The organism is Aeromonas australiensis (assembly GCF_000819725.1).
GTDB lineage: Bacteria > Pseudomonadota > Gammaproteobacteria > Enterobacterales > Aeromonadaceae > Aeromonas > Aeromonas australiensis.
Genome location: NZ_CDDH01000041.1, coordinates 1 through 21,933 on the forward strand (window position 1 = coordinate 1; position 21,933 = coordinate 21,933).

A 21,933-nucleotide genomic window follows, 5' to 3' on the forward strand; every position below is an offset into this window, starting at 1 on the left:
GAATATAGCCGAGCCACTGCTGCTTGGCCTGTACGCACATCAGAGTTGCGACCACCCCCGTCATCACGTAACCCGCCACGCCCGCCCCCCAGAGGCTGTCGCCATGGATCAGCAACAGTGCCCACAGCATGCCGCTGGTGTTGCAGAAGAGAGTCTGCAGCAGCGCCTTGTAGCCGCCGCTTGACGCGAAATAGCTGGTGCAGCCGAGAAAGCCGACCCAGGAGATAAGGCCGAACGCAACGGCGATCCAGCCCCAGAGGGCGGAGAGAATACCAGTGGTGATGGCGATGGCGATCAGTGGGCTCATGGGGTGACTCTTCAGTTGGCTTCGCAAAATGGGCAGCCTACCCCCGGCAATCGGGGCGGCAAGCGGGGGCGGAATTGTGTGTGATCTTCATCACCCTTTTCAACTCGGGAATACGCTTGCGCTCGCGAAAAAAATTCATTGGTGACCGGCCTGGCACTCGGTCATAGTTAGAGGCCCTGTCCTGCTCATGGAGTGAGTCTGATGGCGCCAAATGTGATCGTTCCCCTGCTGGTGTTCGTACTGCTGTTTCTGGTCGGCACCATGGCCAAGGCACTGCCCCTGTACTACCTGATGTGAATGTGCGTGAAATAAAAATCTGCCGGGGCGGGTCCTATCCATACTGCCTCACTCTGCCCCGGGAGTTTTTCATGTTGATCAAGCGACGTAGCGCTCACCCCCTCACCGAACAGGATGTCACCCCGGAAGCCGTCTATCAGGACCGCCGCCTTATTCTTAAGGGGCTGGGTCTGGGCGCGGCCACCCTGGCGTTTCCCACTCAGGCCGGCGTGCTCGACCTGCTGCGTGGTAGAGAGGATGCTCCCCAATTAGCCACCAAACCGCTCAACAGCAAGCCTGCCGAGCGCCCGGCCAATCTGGTACTGACACCGGAAGAGAAGGCCACCCGTTACAACAACTTCTATGAGCTGGGCACCGACAAGTCCGATCCTGCTCGTAATGCCCATTACCTCAAACCCGAACCCTGGACCTTGAAAGTCGAGGGGGAGGTGGCCAAGCCGTTTACCCTGGATGTCTGGGATCTCATCAACAAAACCGAGCTGGAGGAGCGGATCTACCGGCTGCGCTGCGTCGAAGCCTGGTCCATGGTACTGCCCTGGAACGGCATCTCGCTGGCAGAGATTATCCGCCGTGCCGAGCCCACCAGTCGCGCCAAGTTTGTCGCCTTCGAAACCCTGTTTGATCCGAAGCAGCTGCCGGGGCAGGCCTCCAGTCTGGGGGGCGGTATCGAATATCCCTACGTCGAAGGGCTGCGTATCGACGAGGCGATGCACCCTCTCTCTTTCCTTGCGATGGGGCTCTATGGCAAGACCCTGCCCGCCCAGAATGGTGCGCCGATCCGGCTGGTGGTGCCGTGGAAGTATGGCTTCAAGAGCATCAAGAGTATCGTCTCGATCCGGTTGGTAGAGGAGATGCCACCCACCACCTGGAACCTGCTGGCACCCAATGAATATGGCTTCTACGCCAACGTCAACCCGCAGGTGGATCACCCGCGCTGGAGTCAGGCCAGCGAGCGCTTTATCGGCGAGGGCGGAGTGTTTGGCGCCAAGCGTCAGCCGACCCTGATGTTCAACGGCTATGGTAACGAAGTCGCCTCGCTCTATCAGGGGATGGATCTGCGCCAATGGTACTGAGATTGAAACCGGCCCATATCAGCGGTTTGCGGGCGCTGGTGCATCTGGGCTCCCTCGGGTTTCTGCTCTGGCTGGTTTTTGCCATTCCGGCCGGTCTGCTGGGGGGCGATCCGGTGCCCGAGCTTATCCACTACCTCGGCAAGGGGGCGCTCAACCTGCTGCTGCTCACCCTGCTGGTGTCGCCGTTGGCCAGGCGCTGGCGGCAGGGGCAGCTCATCAAGCTGCGCCGTCCCCTCGGGCTCTGGTGTTTTACCTGGGCACTGCTCCACTTCATGGCGTGGCTGGGGCTGGATCTGCAGTTTGACTGGGGCCTGATTGGCGGCGAGCTGGTCAGGCGCAGCTATATCATGGTGGGGATGGTGGCCCTGCTGCTGCTGGCCGCCCTCAGCATCACCTCGCTGCCCGCATTGCAGCGCAGAATGGGCGCCGCATGGCAGAAGCTGCACAACTGGGTCTATGCCGTGGCCATGCTGGTGCCGGTGCACTACTGGTGGTCGCTCAAGAGCGGTTGGGGGGAGCCTCTGGTCTACCTGCTGCTGGTTTGTGCCCTGCTCTGGGCGAGGCGGGAGAAGTTGCTGCGTCCCTGGCGGGGGCAGCGGCATGCAAAAGAGGCCTAATCGGCCTCTTGTTGGGTGATTTCGCCGGTGTAGGCATCGACGATGAGATGCACCTTCTGATCCTGGCGATTGAGGGTTTTGACCTCGAATTTGTCCCCTTCCAGCTCCACTTCCCGAATGTCGTGATACCCTTGCGCCAGCAGGAGTTTGACCAGCCCGGCCATGTCGAGACGGCTCTGGGCCGCCCAGCTTGTGGCACTCAACAGGCAAAGGATCAGCAGGAAACTGCGCGGGATCATATTCATTTCGGATTCATGGCTGGCAGACTATAAACCCTATTATGTTAGGTTTTTGGAGATGAATCATCCATGAATAGAGCGCTCCCTCTGCTCGGGTTATTGCTGCCGGTGCTGGCACAGGCGGTCACGCCTGATGAAGCCATGCTGCAGCAAGCTGTCCATGAGGGACGGGTTCGGCCCTTCCATGAAATGATGGAAGTGGCAGCCAGATTGCCGGTGCGGGTGTTGCGGGTGGATCTGGGAGAAGAGGATGGTATCTGGCTCTATGAACTGCGCGTGATTGATCGGGAGAACCGCGTGATCAAGGTGGCCTATCGGGCCGACAACCTTGAGCTGGTGTGGGCCAAGGGCCACCATCTGGAGCGGCTGTTTGATCCACCCAAATCCCCGGTCACGGATGATGAATAACCCCTGTTTGGAAACCTGTTGATGCGAATTCTGATTGTTGAAGACGAAAAAACGCTGGCCGGCCAGCTGGCTGAACAGTTGCGTCTCTCCGGCTTTGTCACCGATCTCTGCCACGATGGCAACGAGGCCGGCTTTCTCGGCGAGACTGAACCCTATGATGCCATCATCCTCGATCTCGGTTTGCCGGGGCGTGATGGCCTGAGCGTGCTGAAGGAGTGGCGCAGCAAGGGGATAGATACCCCCGTGCTGGTACTGACCGCTCGTGGTCAGTTGCACGAAAAAATCGAGGGGCTCAACGCCGGTGCCGATGACTACCTCACCAAGCCGTTTCAGGTGGCCGAACTGGTCGCTCGGGTCCATGCCCTGGTTCGTAGGGCGGCAGGCAATGCCAGTTCTGTTCTGGAGATTGGCGGGGTGCGGCTCGATATGGCGGCCTCCCAGGTGTGGTATGAAGGGACCCCTATCAAGTTGACCGCCCACGAGTTCCGGGTGCTCGGTTATCTGATGCAGCATAGGGGCAAGGTGGTGTCGCGCAGCGAGCTGATCGACCACATCTATGCTCAGGATTTTGACCGCGATTCCAACACCGTTGAGGTGTTTATCGGCCGGATCCGCAAGAAAACCAACCCCGATCTGATTGAGACAGTGCGCGGCCTCGGGTACCGGATCAACGAATGAGATTGGTCAGAACCCTACGGGGGCGACTGGTCGCCATCGCGCTGGTGTGGTGCGGACTGTTTCTGTTCGCCACCGGCTTCAGCCTGCAGACCATGATGCGCAACTACTGGCAGGAAGCGGAGGCCGATGGCCTGCGTTTGCAACTCTACGACTTGCTCTCCCGTCTTGAAGTAGCCAAGAGCGGGCTGCCGGTAGTCACCGAGCCGATGTCCGATCCCCGTTTCACTCAACCCTACTCAGGTTACTACTGGCAGCTGGAGCTTGGGGATAATGTGGTGGGGCGGTCACGCTCACTTTGGGATACCAACCTGAAAAGTCATGGTTTGAAATCAGCATTTGGCGACCCTGATCTCTTTGTCGGCAAGGGGCCCAACAGGGAGCCACTGCTGATCATGACCCGCACCGTACTGCTGCCCGGCTCTGATCGGGTGTTTACTCTGGTGATGGCCAAGGATAGCAGCGCCCTGACCCAGACTCTGACGAAGACCCGGGTCAGTTTGTTCCTCGGTCTCGGCTTTGCCGCCGCCGGTCTGGTGCTCGGTTTTATGTTCCAGATCGTCTACGGCTTGCGACCGCTGCACCTGCTGCGTCGTGAGTTGGTGCAGGTTCATCAGGGTCATCAAGAGGGGTTTCGACTGAGCTATCCGCTGGAGATCCAGCCGCTGGTGGAGGATATCAACCGGCTGCTGCACCACTACGGCGAGCTACTGCAGCGGGCGCGATCCCACACCGGTAATCTGGCTCACGCCCTCAAGACGCCGCTCAGCATCATGCGCAATCAGGTGGCCCAGTTGCCGCCGGAGGATCAGGCTGCCATTGGCGAGCAGCTCGACCAGATCCAGCGTCATATCGACTATCACCTCGGCAAGGCTCGGGTGACCGGTGCCGCCAAGATCCTCGGGGTCTCGACCCCGGTGCGGGCGCGAGTGGAGTATATCTGCCGCGCCTTCTCCCGCCTCTATCCGGGCAAGACGGTGGACTTGCAGGTGCCCGCCAATCTGGCGGTCGGGGTGGAGGAGCAGGATTTCGACGAGATGGTAGGCAACTTGCTGGAGAACGCCTTCAAGTGGTCCGCCAGCGAGCTGCGCATCTCCAGCGCCGAGCTGGGTGGCTGGATCACCTTGCGTATCGAGGATGATGGCCCCGGCATGAGCGAGGATCAGATCGCCAAGGCGGTGCTGCGCGGTGTGCGGCTCGACGAGAAGGTGCCGGGCTCGGGCCTGGGTCTCAACATCGTCTCCGATCTGGCGGAAGCCTATCGGGGCAGTTTCATCATGGGCCGCGCCGAACTGGGCGGTCTGGCCGCCTCCCTCTCGTTGCCCAAGGTGGCAAGAGTCGAGAGCTAGGCATAACATATGGCATTTGTTTTAGCCTGAGGAAGAGAACCATGACCGACGATCCGTGGGCGCTGTGTCACCTTGACGATTCGTTTGATGCCTCTGTACTGGGGGTCAAGGGCGCCCAGATCCAGTGGTTTGAAGAGAGGGATGGCCTGATCGCGTTCCTTCTGGAAGATTTTGTCGACCTGCTGGCCGATGTGGGCGAACTGGATGAGGAGCAGACCGAGCAAGCGCGCGAGCGCTTCACCCTGCTGGTGGAGCAGAGCTTCGACGATCGCACCCTGATGGATGCCATCAACGATCTCGCCTCCGGCCTGCGTCGCATTGCCTGGTTGGGGCCGCTCTCGGAGCTGGCCGAGATCAGCGATGAGTTTGCCTCCGGCCTGCGCCGTTACTTCTGGAGCCAGTACGATGGCGATGAAGATGACCCGGACGCCTGGGTGCCGGAAGAGCTGTGGCCGCAGCTAGTTGAGTGCGCGCAGGAGTATATGGAGGAAGGGGAGTTCTAAACTCGTCCCGACCATGCCTGCGCTTTGGCAGACAGATAAAGAAACGGCGCCTGGATGGCGCCGTTTTTATTGGGTGGCAATCGTCTTAGCCGTTGGCCGGTACCGCGTAGGCGGTGTTGGCCAGCACCGGGCCTGTGTACTTCTCGATCTGCAGCTGGGCCATGTGGCCGCAGTTGCCTTGCGCCAGACTGGACGAGCCTTCGTCGAAGGTGAGGCAGTTGACGTTGCCGTTCTTGCAGATGCTGCCCGCTTCGCCCGGTTTGGCCGGGTCATACCAGGCACCTTCGCAGATCCGCACCACCCCTTGGCGCACATCCTCGGAGAGCAGGGCTCCCACCAAAATCTGACCGCGCTCGTTGAAGGCGCGCACCAGATCCCCCTGAGCGATGCCGCGAGCCTTGGCGTCGGCGGGATGGATCATGATCGCCTCGCGGTCGGCGATGGCGAACTTGTCCCGCAGCGGAGTGTTGTCGAGCTGGGAGTGCAGCCGCTGGGTCGGGTGAGAGGTGTTGAGCGACAGCGGGTAGCGTGCTGCCACCTCGCTCTTCACCCACTCCTTGGGCTCATACCACTTGGGATGGCCGGCGCAGTCGGCATAACCCATCCCCGCCACCGTGTTGGAGAAGATCTCGATCTTGCCGGACGGGGTGCCGAGTGGGCTCAGCAGCGGATTCTCGCGAAAATCGGCGTGACGGATCCACTGGCGGTTGGCCTCCGGGATCGGGAAGCGGATGTAGTTGTTGGACTCCCAGAACATGTTGAACGGCGGCAGCGCCACGCGGGCACCACGGGCCTGCGCCGCCATGCCGTCGTACATCTGTTTGAGCCACAGCATCTCGTCTTTGCCTTCGGTGTACTGCTCCTGCACCCCCAGCTTGGCGGCGATGGCGCTGAAGATGTCAAAGTCGTTACGGGCTTCAAACTGGGGCGGCACGCACTGGTGCATCGGGAACACATAGCGCTGGGAGTAGTCGCCGCCCATCTCCAGATCGTTGCGCTCGTAGCTGGTGGTGGCCGGCAGCACGATATCGGCGTGCTTGGCGGTGGCGGTCCAGTAGGGCTCGTGAACGATCACTGTCTGGGGTTTGCGCCACGCCTGCAGCAGGTTGTTGGTATCCTGATGGTGGTGGAAGGGGTTGCCGCCCGCCACGTAGACCAGCTTGATGTCCGGATAGGTCACCTTGCGGCCGTTGAAGTCGATGGTCTTGCCCGGATTGACCAGACAGTCGGCGATGCGGGCCACCGGGATTGGGGCCGGGCTGTTCTTCGGTGCGTTGCCGGCGGAGATACCGGCCAGAATACCCCCCTTGGCGGTGGGGCTGCCACCGGAGGAGTAGTGGTAGCTGAAGCCGTAACCGCCGCCCGGCAGGCCGATCTGGCCCAGCATGGAGGCCAGAGTGACCAGCATCCAGTTCGGCTGTTCGCCATGCTGCTGACGCTGCATCCCCCAACCGGCCATGATCATGGTGCGCTTGGCCGCCATGTCGAGAGCCAGCTGGCGGATCACCTTGGCATCGACGCCGCAGACGCTGCTCGCCCACTCGGCGCTCTTCGGCTGACCGTCATCCTTGCCGAGCAGATAGGCGAGGAACTTGTCGAAGCCGACGGTGTAGCGATCGAGGAAGGCCTGATCGTGCTTCTGCTCGCTGTAGAGGGTGTGGGCCACACCCAGCATCATGGCTACATCGGTGTAGGCGTTCGGGGCAATCCACTCGGCGCCGACCAGCTTGGCAGTCTCGTTGTAGATGGGGTCGATGCTGATAATGCGGGTGCCCTTCTCTTTCAGCGCCATGAAACCGGCCTGACCTTCGTGATCCGGTATGTTCCAGCTGTTCTTCAGGGTCACCTGGGCGTTGACCCCCCACAACACCACCAGTTCGGCATTTTCGACCACATTAGGCCAGGCGGTCTGCTGCTCGTACACCTCGATGGAGCCCATCACGTGGGACATGATCACCTGGGCCGCACCGGTGGAGTAGTCACCGGCATAACCGGTGAAACCGCCAGAAAGGTTCATCAGGCGGTGTAGCAGGGTGCGGCTGTTGTGGAACATGCCGACACTCTTCCAGCCGTAGGAGCCAGCGTGGATCGCCTGCGGGCCGAAGTCGCTCTGCACCCGCTGGATCTCGCCGGCCACCAGGTCGATCGCCTTGTCCCAGCTCACTCGTACCCACTCGTCGGCACCGCGCAGTTCCGGTTTGGCGCCCGGGCCATGCTCCAGCCAGCTCTTGCGTACCATGGGGTACTTTATGCGGTTCTTGGCATGCACCTGGAACGGCGCCATGTCGATGAGATCGTTCGGCGCCGGATCATCGGCCACCGGCTGAACCCGCACCATGCGGCCATCCTCGACCACCGCTTCAAACGCACCCCAGTGGGCGCCGGTTAGAATGCCCTTCTGGGCGGGCACCAGGGTCGGGAACTGGCTCAATGCGGTGCTGATGGCTTGTGCCAGCGCACTCTTGGGAAAAAGGCCGCCGAGCAGGGGCAGGGCTGCGCAGGCGCCGAGCCCCTTGAGCAGGTTGCGGCGGGACAGATTGGTCTTCTTGTCATTGAAAAAAGTCATCACGGTTTTCCTCTGTGCCAGCCTTAGTGGGCCGCGCTCATGTCACTGGCGTGTTTCTGGACATACTGGGTCAGCATGCGAGCCTGTTCCGGGGTCAGGGAGGTACGAGATTCCATCCCCTTGATGACGCCGATCCACTGGTTGGCATTGAAGTGATCCAGCGCGGTGAGGCCGTGGCAGCCGGTACAGTTGTTGGACATCAGGGTGGAAGCGTATTGCCACAGCTTGCCCTGATCGCCGATGAGCTGGCTCTGGTCGACCCAGGCAGTCAGCTTGACCTGATGCCAGGTGAGGTTGGTGGCGCTGTCGGTTTCGCTCTGGCCGGTGACCAGCGCTTGCTTGGCGGCATCGCCGACTAGCACGCTGAGGATCCGTTTGCCCGGGGCGGCGTAGAACACTTCGCTCACGCCATCCTGTTGCCAGCCTTCGATCTGCACCTTGGCGCGGCCGTTTTCGTTGGCCAGCACATCCACCTTGGTGGAGGGCATCAGGGTGCCTTCGTCCGTCTTGGCGGCGGCATCGAGGAACAGCGGGGTGGTAGCGATGGCGTAACGGGTGGTGACGTTGGCCGGGGTCTGGGCCGCAGCCTGCGCCAGTTCACTGGCACCGGCAGCCGCCAGCTCGCTCATGTCAGGCATGATGTGGGCGACACCGCGGTGGCAGTCGATACAGGTTTGCCCTTCCTTGATGGCGACCGGGTGCTCGGCACGGGCATTGGGACGCTGGGCCAGGATGTCCATCGCTTCGTAGCTGTGGCAGCTGCGGCAGGTGGCTGAGTCGTTGGCCTTCAGCTGGTCCCACACGGTTTGGGCCATCCGCAGCTTATGGGCTTCATATTTCTCTGGGGTGTCGAGGGTGCCAATTGCCTCGTGATAGATATCCTTCACGGCGCGGACCTTGGTCCACAGGTAGGAGACGGGCTCACTGGGAATGTGGCAGTCGGCGCACTCGGCGCGGATCCCCTTGGTGTTCTGGAAGTGGACACTGCCCTGATACTCGGCCAGCGGAGTCTGCATGGAGTGGCAGGAGACGCAAAATTCGGTGGAGCTGGTCTTGTGCAGCACGGTCACGGTGACACCCAATGCCGCGACCCCCAGTAATGCCCCGAGCAGCAGGAGCCAGAACCAGGTTTTTCTTATCAGTTTTCCAATCATGGTGACGTGTTCCTACGGTCAATTTTTACCTACATAGTACTAGTCCAATAGTAGTAGTAATGACAGGGATAAGGCGTTGACCTTTATCATGGTTTATATTTTTTGATTGCCGTCACATTTCGTCTTTTGTTTTGATGTTGACAGATGATGTGAATTAAATTCAATTAATCGCTGGTTCAATAATTTATTCACTTTCCACGCCAGCTGTTAGCCTCCTCGCAAAACCCCGCAAGATTCGTTGATATAGTGAGCAGTGAGCCATAACGGAGTGTCGCTGATGAGCCCTTTCTCACTGCTATGTGTCGCTGCCGATGTGCAACTGCTGGCCGAATTTGAACAGGAGTTGGCACCCTTGCTCAGTCGTTTTACGCTGGTTGTTACTACCGGGGAGGAGGCTGCGGAGCAGGCGCTTGAGGAGTTGGACCGCAAGGGGCAGCCGCCCGCCGTGGTGGTGTGTGACAGCGAGCTGGGGGATGTGCGCGGGGCGGATTTTTTGATCCATCTCGGTGATCGCCACGAGGCATGCCGCAAAATCCTGTTGGGCAGCCAGCCCGAGATGAAGTCAATCATCGAGGCGGTTAACCTGGGTCGTCTCGACTACTACCTGCAACGCCCCTGGCGCGATGGTAGTCTGCGCCGGGCGGTGATCGAGCAGGCTAGCCACTTTGTGCTGCTCCAGCCCGAAGCGGACCTGCTGAGCTATGCCGCTGTGCTCGACAACCAGAAGCTGCTGCGGGCCCACGTCGATCGCCAGCTGGCAGCCTATCGACAGGGTTTCATGGATTACACCCACTGCAGTGATGAAGAGCTCTCCCGGGTGGTGATCGATGGTCTCTATCAGTTTTTCGATGGCAATGATGATGAAGGCGTCTGCCGCCACTACAGTCCGGGTCATGTGTTGACGAGAGAGGGTGAACCCAACCGTTTTCTCTGGTTTATCGCCAAGGGTGAGGTGGTATTGCGCAAACGGGACGAGCAGGGGATCGAGCACAAGGTGGTGCACTACCGCACTGGCTCGCTGGTGGGGGGCATGTCTTTCGTGACTGGTGAGCCCGCTTTTACCACCGGCGTGACCCTGACCAGAGCCGAGGTGATCAAGCTCGACAAGCTGCAATTCTCCCGGGTGATGCAGGCCCGCAGCGAGCTGCTCCCCTCCTTTACCAACCTGTTGTTACGTCACTTTAACCGTCGCTTGCAAAACAGCATTCGTACCGAGATGCGACTGCAGCAAACCCTCAACTCACTCGATGCTGCTCATGCTCAGCTGGTGGAGAGCGAGAAGATGGCGATGCTGGGTCAGCTGGTGGCCGGGGTTGCCCACGAGCTTAACAACCCGGTGGCTGCCATTATCCGTGGCAGCGAGACCCTGCGTGCCGCCATTCCTGAGCTGGTCAATCTCGATCTGTCTGCCGCCATCAAGGGGCTTGGCAACCAGACCCTCTGCCAGGCGTTGACGGCACAGCCGGTCTCGACTAGCGAGATCCGTAACAAGACCCGGCAGGCAGAGGGGCGCTTTGGCGATCGTCAGCTGGCGCGACTGGCGGTGCAGATGAATCTTGATGACGAGCTGAATTGGCAGCGCTGGTTTGCCGGCCGCACAGTTGCCGAGCGGGAAGCGCTGCTCGCCCGGTTGGAGCTGTTTCAGCAGACTGGCAGCTTCCTGCGCAATATCGAAGTGTGTGCCCGCCGCATCGGCGATCTGGTCAAGAGCCTCAAGCAGTATGCCCGTCAGGACAGCGTCGAGCTCTCGCTAGTGGATCTGCATGAGGGTCTGGAAGATACCCTGATGATTTTCGAGAACCGTCTCAAGCTTCATGAATTGCATAAAGAGTATCAACCGCTGCCGCTGGTGCTGTGCCACCCCATTGCCTTGCAGCAGGTGTGGACCAACCTGATTGCCAATAGCCTGGATGCCATGAGCGGTCCGGGGCGACTCACTATTCGCACCGCCCTGTTGGAGCCCGAATGGGTGATGGTGGAGGTGGAAGATACCGGTTGCGGTATCGACCCCGAGCTGTGGCAGCGGATCTTCGATCTCAACTTCACCACCAAGCGGGAGGGCCACTTTGGCCTGGGCATTGGCCTGAGTGTCTCGTTGCAGATCGTGCAACAGCATCACGGTCGGATTGAGGTGGCTTCCGAACCGGGGCGCTACACCCGGATGCGGGTCTGTTTACCGCTGGATGGTGCGGGCCGGGCCAGTTACGGCGACGATCCCCGCCACAAGGAGTATGCAGCATGAGCCGTCGCCACTATTAATCGAGCGGCGTGCCGAACCATATCGCCAAGGAGGCGTAATGAAGAAACACTATCTAATCCTGTGTGTGGACGATGAGCGGGAAGTGCTGGATGCAGTGATCCACGATCTTGCCCCGTTCCGTTCCCACTTCGAGCTGGAAGCTGCCGAGAGCGTCGATGAGGCGCGGACCGTGGTGGAGGAGTGGGAGTGTGCCGGGGGCAAGCTGGCTCTGATCCTCTGTGACCACATTATGCCGGGGACGTTGGGAATCGACTTTCTTATCGAATTGAACCAGCGTGCCACCACCCGCGCCAGCCGCAAATTGCTGCTGACCGGGCAGGCGGGGCTGGAGGCCACCGTCGAAGCGGTCAATCGCGGCGGGTTGCACTACTACCTTGCCAAGCCGTGGAAGCTGGAGACCCTGCAAGAGGCGGTGCGCGAACAGCTGACCGATTACCTGCTGGCAGAAGATGGTGAAAACGCCTTTCACTATGCGCCGCAGCTCAATCAGGCACGGCTGTTTGCTGCCATCCACGACCACCCGTTCGATTAAATAGGGGATGTTGGGCTTTCGCGGCGGCAGTTGTATACTGTCTGCATATACAGTATTGCAGGTAGCCACCGATGCGACTCTTTATCGCCGAGAAGCCCACCTTGGGCCGTGCCATTGCCGATGCCCTGCCCAAACCCCACAAGAAGGGCGACGGTTTTATCGAAACCGCTCAGGGGGATGTGGTCACCTGGTGTATCGGCCATCTGCTGGAGCAGGCTGAGCCCGATGCCTATGACGCCGCCTTCAAGCAGTGGCGGATGGAGCATCTCCCCATCATCCCCGCCCAGTGGCAGCTGGTGGCCAAACCCAAGACCAAAACCCAGCTCACCGTCATCAAGCGGCTGATCAAGCAGGCCGACTGCGTGGTCAACGCCGGTGACCCGGACCGGGAAGGGCAACTGCTGGTGGACGAGGTGATCGACTTTCTCGGCTACCCGAAAACCAAGCCGGTGCAGCGTTGTCTCATCAGCGATCTCAACCCGCCCGCGGTGCGCCGTGCCCTCGAGAAGCTCAGAGACAACAAGGAGTTCGTGCCGCTGGCGGTCTCTGCGCTGGCTCGCAGTCGGGCCGACTGGCTCTACGGCATCAACATGACCCGCGCCTATACCCTGCTCGGGCGCAAGGCCGGTTGCAGCGAGCTGCTCTCGGTTGGCCGGGTGCAGACCCCGCTGCTGGGGCTGGTGGTGCGGCGGGATCTCGAGATCGAGGCCTTCGTGCCCAAACCCTTCTACGAGGTGCTGGCCCATCTGCTGACCGATGGCAACGAGCGCTTCACCGCCAAGTGGCTGCCATCGGAAGCCTGTCTGCCGTGGCAGGATGAGGAGGGTCGGGTGCTCAACCGGGCGTTGGCCGACAAGGTAGTGAGCCGGATCAATGGCCAACCCGCACAGGTCGAATCGGTGGAGGAGCAGGCCCGCAAGCAGGCGGCGCCGTTGCCCTATAACCTCTCCAGCCTGCAGATCGATGCTGCCAAGCGGTTCGGCATGGATGCCAAGCGGGTGCTCGACATCTGCCAGAGCCTCTACGAGCGCCACAAGCTCATTACCTATCCGCGCTCTGACAGCCGTTATCTGCCGAGCGACCACTTCAAGCGGGCCGAGCAGGTGCGCGGCGCCATCACAGCCACTGCGCCTGCGCTGGCCAAGGCAGTGGCCGAGGCGGACGGCAAGCTCCGCAGCAAGGCCTGGAACGACAGCAAGGTGGATGCCCACCACGCCATCATCCCCACCGAGAAGCAGGGCAACCCCGGCACGCTGGGGGCTGACGAGGCGAAGCTTTACGGCCTGATTGCCCGCCAGTATCTGCTGCAGTTCTACCCCCCGTTCGAATACAACGACAGCAAGGTGCTGCTGCGCATCGCCGGTGGTCTGTTTCAGGCCAAGGCGCGGCGCATTCTCAAGGCGGGCTGGAAGGCGCTGCTCGGGGTGGAAGTGGATGATGATGAAGAGAAGGCGGGTACTCTGCCAGCTCTCAACGAGGGGGAGCAACTGCTGTGCGAGCGGGGCGAGCTGCTGGAGAAGATGACCCAGCCCCCCAAGTCATTTACCGATGCCACTCTGCTGGCGGCCATGACCGGCATCGCCCGCTATGTGCAGGATCCCGAGATCCGCAAGACCCTGCGTGACACCGATGGCCTCGGCACCGAAGCGACCCGGGCCGGTATCATCGATCTGCTGTTCAAGCGCCGTTTTCTGGTGCGCCAAGGCAAGAGCATCAAGGCGACTCCGACCGGGCGGGCGCTGGTGCAGGCGCTGCCTGCCACCGCTACCACGCCGGATATGACCGCGCTGTGGGAGCAGAGCCTCGGCCAGATCGCCGAGCGCCACGGCAGCTACCAGCAGTTTATGGGGCCACTCACCGAGCAGCTCAACGGCCTGATCGAGGGGGCGCGGCAGGACTCCGGCGCCAGCTTCAGCGCCCTGCCCAAGGAGGCGCCGGGTGCCGGCAAGCGGCGCTTTGCCAAGCGCAAGAGTCCGGCGAACAGCGCGACTGGCGGGCCCCGACCGCGCAAGACGGCCTGCAAGCGCCAGACCAGGGCGGCATAACGAAAAAAGGCGCCCATCCCGGGCGCCAAAGGCATTGTTGTCAGGCTGCCTGAGTGGACAAGCTGGCACGGATCCTGTGCTGGTAGTGCAGAACCACACCGAGAAACACCAGATCCTTGAACAGGAAGAACTCGGTGACTGGCACGCCGTCAACCACCTTCCAGACACCTGTCAGGGTCAGCAGGAAGCTCAGCGTCACCAGGAAGATGACGATAGCACCCATGGCGCTCCAGTAACCGATGCGAGGTTGCCACAGGCCCACGACCAGCCCGATGGCGATCACTATCTCGACCAGTCCGATCAGGTTCGATACGCTCTGCTCCGACAGTGGACCATAGAGCCAGCTCATCAAGGGGTGGCTGGCTACCAGTGGTTTGATGGCGGCTGCCTCTGTCGGGGTAAACTTGAACACGCCGATCCAGAGCAGGGTCAATATCACGCCCGCCAGGGCGACCAGAAAGCCTTTGTCATGTTGCTGCATGGAGGCTCCTTGTTTAAAGCGTCAGCGTGACGGGCGGGAAGTCGATCTCGGTCGCCGCCAGGTGGTTGCCATAGTTGGTCAGGGTATTGACGACCACCTGACCGAGCACCTCCAGCAGCAGCTCGTCATCTACGCCTGCGGCACGGGCGCTAACATGTTGCTCGTCACTGATTACCCCGCGCTGATTGACCAGTGCCGTTGCCAGTTGCAACAGGGCGTGATCAAGGGGAGCCGAGGCTTGGCCGAGTCGGGCTGCCCGGATCTCCTGGGCCGAGAATCCGGCCTTGCCTGCCAGTAGTGTGTGGGCAGACAAGCAGTATTGGCAGGCGTTGGCTTGACCGATGGCCAGTGCCAGCAACTCCCGTTGTGGGGCCGTGAGGCGCCCCTTGCCAAGCGCCTCCGCAAAGGCCAGGAAGCCATTGAGCAGGGCTGGCGAGTGGGCCAGGGTCGCGTAGAGGTTGGGCACCATACCCAGATTGCGTTGCAGGGTGGCCAGGGGCTGGGCGGCTGCGGGTTGCGGCTGGGATACGGGTGGGATACGGCTCATGATCTTCTCCTGTGGTAGTGAAGGTTCGGGAGACAGTGTGCCGTCATTCGTGATACGGTTTATCACTCATCGTCTGAAAATAAATACCATTCGTCTCAAATATGGATCTGCTCTCTGCCCTTTTGGTTCATGCCTCCCCCGAAGCCAAGATCTTCTTCGCCGGCAACCTGTGCCAGAACTCCTCCAGTGATGATTATCCGAGTGGCGGACATCTTCATCTGCTGCGCAGCGGTGCCGTCATGCTGCGTGAACAGGGGGGAGCCAGCTTGCTGCTCGAGGAGCCGACCCTGATCCTGTTCCCCCGGGGACGTCCTCACAAGCTTGAACCCAGAACGTTGGGGGGTTGTGATTTGGTGTGCGCCAATGTCTCATTCGGCAAGGGGGGCGCATCGCCGTTGCAACTGGCATTACCGGGCTCGCTGGTGCTGCCGCTACGTGAGTTGCCTGCCCTGACGCCGGTGCTGAACCAGCTGTTTGACGAGGCGTTTCACCCCCGCTACGGGCAGGATCCGCTGATCTCCCGCTTGCTGGAGGTACTGTTGATCCTGCTGCTGCGTCATCTGGTCGAGCAAGGGGTGTGTCAGCAGGGGATGCTGGCAGGTATTTCCGATCCCCAGTTGGCCAAGGCGATCTCGGTGATGCATCAGCGTGGGGATGAACCCTGGACGGTGGCCACGCTGGCGCGGGAGGCCGGCATGTCGCGGGCCCGCTTTGCCGCGAAGTTTCAGGAGCGGGTCGGTCAAGCGCCGCTGGGTTATCTGACCCACTGGCGCATGGCGCGAGCCTGCCAGCAACTGTTGGCGGGGGAATCCATGGTGCAGGTAGCGCTGGGGGCGGGGTACAGCAGCAGTGTCGCCTTTGGTCGGGCATTCGAGCGGGAGTTGGGGGTGAGCCCGGGACGCTGGCTCAAGACGCAGCAAGAACGAGGCGAATAAAAACGGGGCAGCCAGTGGCTGCCCTGTGTTCATGGCTGGTCAGCCGGTATAGACGTTCTCTTCTGGATAGCGGATGCGGGTCTCGACCGGGCGAGCCAGCATCAAGGCCAGGGTAAGAGGACCGAGACGACCGCAGATCATCACCAGTACCAGGATCAGCTTCCCCGGCTCGCTCAGGGAGGCGGTGATACCGGTGGAGAGCCCAACAGTAGCAAAGGCAGAGATGGTCTCGAACATGATTTTGTCGAATGGCAGATCCTCGGTCACCATCAGCAGGAACATTGCCAGCATGAGTGCCATGGTACTGACAATGATGATGGCCAGCGAGCGGGTCACGATCTGGGACGACAGGGTGCGACCAAAAGCGGTGACATGGGGCCGCTTGGTCAGAAATGCCTTGGTCGCCAGCAGTACCACCGCGAAGGTGGTGACTTTGATACCACCACCGGTTGAGGTGGTGCCTGCACCGATAAACATCAACATCATCAGGAACAGCAGGGAAGCGGGCACCATCTGGCCAATATCGATAGTGTTGAAGCCGGCGGTACGGGCACTGGCAGACTGGAAGAAGGCGGCCAGCAGTTGGCCACCGATCCCGGCGTTGCCGAGGGTGTCCGGATTGTTGTGCTCCAGCAACCAGAACATCAGAGTACCGGCCAGCAACAGTGTCGGGGTCATCAGCAGCATCAACTTGCTGTGCAGTTGCAGTTTGCGCCAGCGGCGGTTGCGCACCAGATCGACGATGACGGTAAAGCCGATCCCCCCCAGGATCAGCAGACCGGCGATGGTCAGGACGATGAGGGGGTCGTCTCTATAGTCGATGAGATTGTTGGCAAACAGCGAAAACCCGGCGTTGTTGAAGGCCGAGACCGCGTGGAAGAAGCTGACGTAAAGGCCGTGCACCCAACCCATCTCGGGCACCCAGCGGATCGCCATGATGGCGGTGCCGATCAACTGGCTAATAAAGGCGAACAGCACGATGCGTTTGACCAGCTGGATAATGTTGACCGAGCCTTCCTGCCCCAGTGCCTCCTTGGCCAGCACCTGTTGGCGCAGACCGACCCGCTTGCTGAAGATGGCGATCAGCAGCAACGTCATGGTCATCTGGCCCAGACCGCCGATCTCCATCAGCATCAGCAAAAAGATTTGCCCCTGCAGGGTGAAGGCGGTGCCAGTATCCACCACACCAAGGCCGGTTACGCTAATGGCCGAGGTGGCGGTGAACAGGGCGTTGATGAAGGTGACCTCGCCATTGTGGCTGGAGGGTTGCACCAGAAAGAGGGTGCCAACCAGCAGAATGATCAGAAAGCTGCCGAGGATCAGCCGGGCCTCGCTCCAACGGGTATCGCGGTCCCGATACAGCGTAAAGGCGTAGCTGCTGCGCCAGTTGATCATAGGGTTTCGAGCCAGTGGTCGATGGCGTGCTTGTTGCCCGCCAGGATCAGGATGTCGCCCAGTTGCAACGCCATCTTGCCGGTTAACACGTTGTGCAGTACTTCACCGCGCTTGATGGCGAGCAGTTGAAAATCGCTCTGTTGCAGCAGGTGGAAGTCGCCCAGTTCCCGGCCGTTCTGTTGCAGGCCGATCACGAACTCGGTCAGCACCATGTCGTGGCCCAGCTCCAGATAGTCGAACAGCCGGTTGTCCAGCATGCTCTGGGCGACCCGGCGGCCCATGTCCCACTCCGGGTTGATCACCTTGTCGGCACCCACTTTCTGGAGGATCTTGGCGTGGAACTTGTCGCGTGCCTTGACCCACACCTTCTTCACCCCCGCTTCCTTCAGGACCAGGGTGGTGAGGATGCTGGTCTCCAGGTTGTCACCGATGGCAACGAAGACGATGTCGAAATTGGCCAACCCCAGCTCGGCCACGGTGGCCTCGTCGGTGGCATCTGCCACGATAACGTGATTGCAGAGGGCGGCGATTTGCCGGGTCTTGCTCTCGTCGATATCGATGGCCAGTACTTCTGCATCTTGCCGTTGCAGCTCTTCGCACAGTGCGCTGCCAAACAGGCCCAAGCCGATGACGGCAAACTGGTTGTTCATGAGTTGTTCCTCAGCAGTTGAAGTCACCTACTCTAAACCACTGTTATTTCCCCGAAAAGGGCTCGGGTTTTTCGTCATGGGGTAACTTGAGGTAGACTGCGCCCTTGCACCAAGCCGGGATAGACAGATGAAACTGAATGCCAACGCCTCCTTGTTGAAGCTCAACACCCTTGCCCTCGATGCGCACTGCCTCTGGCTGGCCGAGGTGGAGCAAGTTGCCGATCTGGCGACCCTGCGTACCGATCCACAGCTCAACCAGTTGCCTCGTCTCAATCTGGGCGGCGGCAGTAACCTGCTCTTCACTACGGATTTTCTCGGTCTGGTGGTGCTCAACCGGCTCAAGGGGATTACCGCTGAAGAGGGGGGGGATCACTGGTTGCTCCATGTGGCTGCGGGTGAAGATTGGCATCAGCTGGTCTGCCACTGCTTGCAACAGGGCTGGTTCGGGTTGGAGAATCTGGCGCTCATTCCCGGTACGGTTGGTGCAGCGCCGGTGCAGAATATTGGCGCGTATGGCGTAGAACTGGCCGACTTCTGTGCCTATGTCGAGGCGTTCAACTGGCAAAGTGGCGAGATTGAACGGATCGCGGCGGCAGAGTGCCGCTTCGGTTATCGCGACAGCATCTTCAAGCACGAGTATCAGGATTCCCACCTGATCACTGCCGTCGGGCTCAAACTGCCCAAGGCGTGGCAACCGGTGCTGGGCTATGGCCCGCTGGCGGCGCTCGGTGATGAGCCTTCGGCGCAGGCCATCTTCGATACCGTCTGTGCCACCCGCATGGCCAAGCTGCCGGATCCCGCCGTGCTCGGCAATGCGGGTAGCTTCTTCAAAAATCCGGTGGTGCCCGCCGCACTGGCGGAGTCGCTCAAGTCGCGCTACCCACAGATGCCCTGCTATCCGGCGGGCGAGGGGCAGGCCAAACTGGCGGCGGGCTGGCTTATCGATCAATGTGGCCTCAAAGGCTTTGCCATCGGCCGCGCCGCCGTTCATCAGGAGCAGGCGCTGGTGCTGGTCAATCTGGGGGGGGGCAGTGCCATGGAGCTGATCGCGCTGGCGGCCCATGTCCGCGACAGCGTGGAGCAGACGTTTGGTGTGGTACTGGAGCACGAGGTGCGCTTTATGGGGGCGCACGGTGAGACCGGGCTCGACGAGGTGCTCTCATGACCCTGACTCCCATCAGACAGACCCTGATCACCCTTCTCAGCGACGGCCAGTTTCACTCCGGCGAACAGCTGGGTGAGCAGCTGGGCATCAGCCGGGCGGCGGTGAGCAAGCACATGGCGGCGCTCAAGGAGTTGGGGCTGGACCTGTTCAGCCTGACCGGCAAGGGCTACCGGCTGGCGGTGCCGATGGCGCTCTATGATCAGGCTACCTTGCAGGCACTGGCCCCGATGGCACCGGTGCACTGTTTTCCGGTCATTGGCTCGACCAATCAACACCTGCTGGATCGGGTCAATGAGCTGCGCTCCGGCGAGAGCTGTCTGGCCGAGTGCCAGACCGCCGGCCGCGGGCGTCGTGGTAAACCCTGGATTTCACCGTTTGGTTGCCAGCTGATCCTCAGCATGTACTGGCGACTCGAGCAAGGCATGGCCGCCGCCATGGGGCTGAGTCTGGCGGTCGGTGTAGCGGTAGTCGAAGCGCTGGAGTCCCTTGGTTATCAGGGAGTTGAACTCAAGTGGCCGAACGACCTCTACTATCAGGGCCGCAAGCTGGCAGGCATTCTGGTAGAGATGAGCGGTAGCGCCGGGGCCAGCTGTCATCTGGTGATCGGCATCGGTCTCAATCTGGCGATGCCTGCCCGCGAGGGGGAGAAGATCGATCAGGCCTGGGCTGAGCTGCGGCAGGTCAATCCCGAGCTGGTCGATCGTAATCAGCTTGCGGCCAAGATGATTGTCTATCTGCAACGGGCGTTGCACACCTTCGAGCAACGTGGATTGGCAAGCTTTGTCGATGAGTGGAACCGGCTCGATCACTTTGCCGGTCGCCCGGTGCGTTTGCTGATGGGGGATCAGGAGATCCGTGGTATCGCCCGTGGCATCGACGATCGCGGCGCTCTGCGACTGGAGACAGGCGAAGGGATCAAATTCTATCTGGGGGGCGAGCTCTCCCTGCGCCGGGGCGACTGAGGGTCAGCAAGGTCGCTCATGATACCAAACAAGAAGAGGGGGCCTGCGGGCCCCCTCTTCGTTATCCGGCAACAGCTGTCATCATTTGCGCAGCTTGATCTGCTCGATGGCGTGCTCATGACCCTTGGTCATGATCAGGTTGGCGCGCTCACGAGTAGGCAGAATGTTTTCCTGCAAATTCAGATAGTTGATGTCTTGCCAGATATTGCTGGCGACCTGGGTGGCCTCACTCTCCGTCAGCTTGGCGTAGTGGTGAAAGTAGGAGTCGGGATCCGAGAAAGCACCGCTTCTGAACTTGAGGAACCGTTCGATATACCAGGTGCGCAGCAGCTCGGCATCGGCATCCACATAGATGGAAAAGTCGACAAAGTCTGACACAAAGACCCGATGGGGATCCTGGGGGTAGTCCATGCCGCTTTGCAGCACATTGAGCCCTTCCAGGATCAGGATGTCCGGCTGCTCCACCACCTTCTTCTCATCGGGAATGATGTCGTAGATAAGGTGGGAGTAGACAGGCGCTTCGACCTTCTCGTGACCAGCGCGGATATTGGCGACAAACTCCACCAGATGGCGGATATCGTAGGATTCCGGGAACCCCTTGCGACGCATCAGGCCGCGCTCTTCCAGTACCTTGTTGGGATAGAGGAAGCCGTCGGTGGTGACCAGTTCCACCCGCGGATGTTCCGGCCAGCGCTCCAGCAGCGCCTGCAGAATACGGGCCGTGGTGCTTTTGCCCCCCGCCACGCTGCCGGCAATGCTGATGATATAGGTCCCCTTGCCACGAGACTGACCGAGAAACTGCTCCAGCACGCGGCTGCGACGCTGCTTGGCCTTGACGTAGAGATTGAGCAAGCGCGAGAGGGGCAGGTAGATCTCTTCCACTTCTCGCAATGACACCTTCTCGTTGATCCCGCGCAGGGTCTGCAGGTCGTGTTCGGTCAGGGTCAGGGGGACCGAATCGCGCAATAACGCCCATTGTTCGCGGGTGAATTGCAGATAGGGGTTATGCTCTGTCGTCATGGTGTCATCACTGTTTCTTGGGCACGGCGACCATACACCAAGGGTGGGGGAGCGACAAGGGACGCAGCAGGATTGGCTTGTTTAACCTCGCTTTTTTGTCAACTTCCCAGCAATAAAGCATATTTTGCAGGGTTCAGTGGTTGCATCGCCCAAAACCTTACAATAAAATGCGCGACGCTTGACTGTCTGTCGTCTATTTGCCGTGCAAAAGCGATAAACACAACGGGTGCAAGCAGAATTACCGTTGTGACAATCTGGCATCTGGAGGGGTTCCCGAGCGGCCAAAGGGATCAGACTGTAAATCTGACGGCTCTGCCTTCGAAGGTTCGAATCCTTCTCCCTCCACCATATTTCTCTGCGGTTTGAGTTCTTTGGGTTAGAGAAATGCGGGCATCGTATAATGGCTATTACCTCAGCCTTCCAAGCTGATGATGCGGGTTCGATTCCCGCTGCCCGCTCCAAGATGCTGATATGGCTCAGGCGTTAGCAGAGCCGCACCCTAGGGTGAGTTCGGCAAGCGAACCTGCCATCTCAGTACCTCTCTCTTTCCCACCAGATTCAAATCCATCATATAAACTGTTCTGTGGTTAGCTTGCCACCGCGTACTCAGCGTTAGTTTAGAGGGACGATCATGTCTAAAGAAAAATTTGAGCGTAATAAACCGCACGTTAACGTGGGTACCATCGGCCACGTTGACCACGGTAAAACCACCCTGACTGCAGCTATCACCAATGTGCTGGCCAAGCACTTCGG

22 protein-coding genes and 2 tRNA genes are annotated in these 21,933 nt (G+C 60.4%); 15 read left to right on the plus strand and 9 right to left on the minus strand.

The window, feature by feature from the left end; all coding sequences use genetic code 11:
- Positions 1-307 (minus strand): DUF1097 domain-containing protein (locus BN1117_RS05375; protein WP_040095485.1); only part of this gene is annotated, 307 nt, incomplete at its 3' end.
- Between the two features lie 368 nt (positions 308-675).
- On the opposite strand from BN1117_RS05375, the gene msrP reads away from it, so the two are divergent.
- The gene (msrP, locus tag BN1117_RS05380) at positions 676-1,677 is read left to right on the plus strand and encodes a protein-methionine-sulfoxide reductase catalytic subunit MsrP (protein WP_040095487.1); all 1,002 of its coding nucleotides are present in this window, start codon (positions 676-678) and stop codon (positions 1,675-1,677) included.
- Positions 1,668-2,294: a protein-methionine-sulfoxide reductase heme-binding subunit MsrQ gene (gene msrQ / locus BN1117_RS05385; protein WP_040095489.1), complete on the plus strand. Its 627-nt coding sequence runs from the start codon at positions 1,668-1,670 to the stop codon at positions 2,292-2,294. Before msrP ends, msrQ begins: the two co-directional genes overlap by 10 nt.
- On the opposite strand, the gene BN1117_RS05390 is transcribed toward msrQ, so the two are convergent.
- Positions 2,291-2,539: a PepSY domain-containing protein gene (locus tag BN1117_RS05390; RefSeq protein ID WP_040095490.1), complete on the minus strand. Its 249-nt coding sequence runs from the start codon at positions 2,537-2,539 to the stop codon at positions 2,291-2,293. The two genes, msrQ and BN1117_RS05390, sit on opposite strands and share 4 nt — an antisense overlap.
- A 63-nt stretch (positions 2,540-2,602) precedes the next feature.
- Between BN1117_RS05390 and BN1117_RS05395 the strand changes: the two genes are divergently transcribed.
- Genes BN1117_RS05395 through BN1117_RS05410 form a run of 4 tightly spaced genes read left to right on the plus strand, consistent with a single transcriptional unit; the run spans position 2,603 to position 5,468 of the window.
- Positions 2,603-2,941: a PepSY domain-containing protein gene (locus BN1117_RS05395; protein WP_040095492.1), complete on the plus strand. Its 339-nt coding sequence runs from the start codon at positions 2,603-2,605 to the stop codon at positions 2,939-2,941.
- Positions 2,942-2,962: 21 nt separating this feature from the next.
- Entirely contained in the window at positions 2,963-3,619 is a 657-nt protein-coding gene (locus tag BN1117_RS05400) for an AHA_4052 family stress response regulator transcription factor (RefSeq protein ID WP_040095494.1), read from the plus strand.
- Positions 3,616-4,965 carry a sensor histidine kinase gene (locus BN1117_RS05405; protein ID WP_040095495.1) on the plus strand — a complete coding sequence of 450 codons (1,350 nt, stop codon included), beginning with the start codon at positions 3,616-3,618 and terminating at the stop codon, positions 4,963-4,965. Before BN1117_RS05400 ends, BN1117_RS05405 begins: the two co-directional genes overlap by 4 nt.
- A 41-nt stretch (positions 4,966-5,006) precedes the next feature.
- Positions 5,007-5,468: a hypothetical protein gene (locus BN1117_RS05410; protein ID WP_040095497.1), complete on the plus strand. Its 462-nt coding sequence runs from the start codon at positions 5,007-5,009 to the stop codon at positions 5,466-5,468.
- 85 nt (positions 5,469-5,553) lie between these two features.
- On the opposite strand, the gene torA is transcribed toward BN1117_RS05410, so the two are convergent.
- Positions 5,554-8,034 carry a trimethylamine-N-oxide reductase TorA gene (gene torA / locus BN1117_RS05415; protein ID WP_040095499.1) on the minus strand — a complete coding sequence of 827 codons (2,481 nt, stop codon included), beginning with the start codon at positions 8,032-8,034 and terminating at the stop codon, positions 5,554-5,556.
- A 23-nt stretch (positions 8,035-8,057) separates the two neighbouring features.
- A complete protein-coding gene (locus BN1117_RS05420) occupies positions 8,058-9,188 on the minus strand; it encodes a NapC/NirT family cytochrome c (RefSeq protein WP_040095500.1) in 1,131 nt (376 codons plus the stop codon).
- Between the two features lie 277 nt (positions 9,189-9,465).
- Here BN1117_RS05420 and BN1117_RS05425 point away from each other — a divergent pair, with 277 nt between their 5' ends.
- From BN1117_RS05425 to BN1117_RS05435, 3 genes are all read left to right on the plus strand, one after another.
- Positions 9,466-11,430 (plus strand): ATP-binding protein, encoded by a 1,965-nt coding sequence (locus BN1117_RS05425; protein ID WP_040095502.1) that lies wholly within the window; start codon positions 9,466-9,468, stop codon positions 11,428-11,430.
- A gap of 55 nt (positions 11,431-11,485) precedes the next feature.
- The gene (locus BN1117_RS05430; RefSeq protein ID WP_040095503.1) at positions 11,486-11,980 is read left to right on the plus strand and encodes a response regulator; all 495 of its coding nucleotides are present in this window, start codon (positions 11,486-11,488) and stop codon (positions 11,978-11,980) included.
- A 71-nt stretch (positions 11,981-12,051) separates the two neighbouring features.
- Positions 12,052-14,025, plus strand: a complete 1,974-nt coding sequence (locus BN1117_RS05435) for a DNA topoisomerase III (RefSeq protein WP_040095505.1) — start codon at positions 12,052-12,054, stop codon at positions 14,023-14,025.
- 40 nt (positions 14,026-14,065) lie between these two features.
- On the opposite strand, the gene BN1117_RS05440 is transcribed toward BN1117_RS05435, so the two are convergent.
- Both BN1117_RS05440 and BN1117_RS05445 read right to left on the minus strand, forming a co-directional pair.
- Positions 14,066-14,506: a DUF417 family protein gene (locus tag BN1117_RS05440; RefSeq protein ID WP_040095507.1), complete on the minus strand. Its 441-nt coding sequence runs from the start codon at positions 14,504-14,506 to the stop codon at positions 14,066-14,068.
- Between the two features lie 13 nt (positions 14,507-14,519).
- Positions 14,520-15,053, minus strand: coding sequence for a carboxymuconolactone decarboxylase family protein (locus BN1117_RS05445; RefSeq protein WP_040095508.1), 534 nt, complete (start codon positions 15,051-15,053; stop codon positions 14,520-14,522).
- Between the two features lie 101 nt (positions 15,054-15,154).
- Here BN1117_RS05445 and BN1117_RS05450 point away from each other — a divergent pair, with 101 nt between their 5' ends.
- Positions 15,155-15,988 carry an AraC family transcriptional regulator gene (locus tag BN1117_RS05450; RefSeq protein WP_040095510.1) on the plus strand — a complete coding sequence of 278 codons (834 nt, stop codon included), beginning with the start codon at positions 15,155-15,157 and terminating at the stop codon, positions 15,986-15,988.
- Between the two features lie 39 nt (positions 15,989-16,027).
- Here BN1117_RS05450 and BN1117_RS05455 read toward each other — a convergent pair whose 3' ends face one another.
- Together BN1117_RS05455 and BN1117_RS05460 are read right to left on the minus strand one after the other, a co-directional pair.
- Positions 16,028-17,383, minus strand: a complete 1,356-nt coding sequence (locus BN1117_RS05455) for a TrkH family potassium uptake protein (RefSeq protein WP_040095512.1) — start codon at positions 17,381-17,383, stop codon at positions 16,028-16,030.
- Positions 17,380-18,033 (minus strand): potassium channel family protein, encoded by a 654-nt coding sequence (locus BN1117_RS05460; RefSeq protein WP_040095514.1) that lies wholly within the window; start codon positions 18,031-18,033, stop codon positions 17,380-17,382. The genes BN1117_RS05455 and BN1117_RS05460 overlap by 4 nt, the downstream gene beginning before the upstream one ends.
- Positions 18,034-18,160: 127 nt before the next feature.
- On the opposite strand from BN1117_RS05460, the gene murB reads away from it, so the two are divergent.
- Positions 18,161-19,198 (plus strand): UDP-N-acetylmuramate dehydrogenase, encoded by a 1,038-nt coding sequence (gene murB / locus BN1117_RS05465; protein ID WP_040095515.1) that lies wholly within the window; start codon positions 18,161-18,163, stop codon positions 19,196-19,198.
- Positions 19,195-20,160 carry a bifunctional biotin--[acetyl-CoA-carboxylase] ligase/biotin operon repressor BirA gene (gene birA, locus BN1117_RS05470; protein ID WP_040095517.1) on the plus strand — a complete coding sequence of 322 codons (966 nt, stop codon included), beginning with the start codon at positions 19,195-19,197 and terminating at the stop codon, positions 20,158-20,160. The genes murB and birA overlap by 4 nt, the downstream gene beginning before the upstream one ends.
- Before the next feature lie 81 nt (positions 20,161-20,241).
- On the opposite strand, the gene coaA is transcribed toward birA, so the two are convergent.
- Positions 20,242-21,180: a type I pantothenate kinase gene (gene coaA, locus BN1117_RS05475; protein ID WP_040095519.1), complete on the minus strand. Its 939-nt coding sequence runs from the start codon at positions 21,178-21,180 to the stop codon at positions 20,242-20,244.
- Positions 21,181-21,443: 263 nt separating this feature from the next.
- Between coaA and BN1117_RS05480 the strand changes: the two genes are divergently transcribed.
- From BN1117_RS05480 to BN1117_RS18925, 3 genes are all read left to right on the plus strand, one after another.
- Positions 21,444-21,528, plus strand: a tRNA-Tyr gene (locus tag BN1117_RS05480).
- Positions 21,529-21,566: 38 nt separating this feature from the next.
- Positions 21,567-21,641: transfer RNA gene (locus BN1117_RS05485), tRNA-Gly, on the plus strand.
- Between the two features lie 170 nt (positions 21,642-21,811).
- The coding region (locus BN1117_RS18925; protein WP_040099167.1) for a GTP-binding protein at positions 21,812-21,933 on the plus strand (122 nt) is incomplete at its 3' end.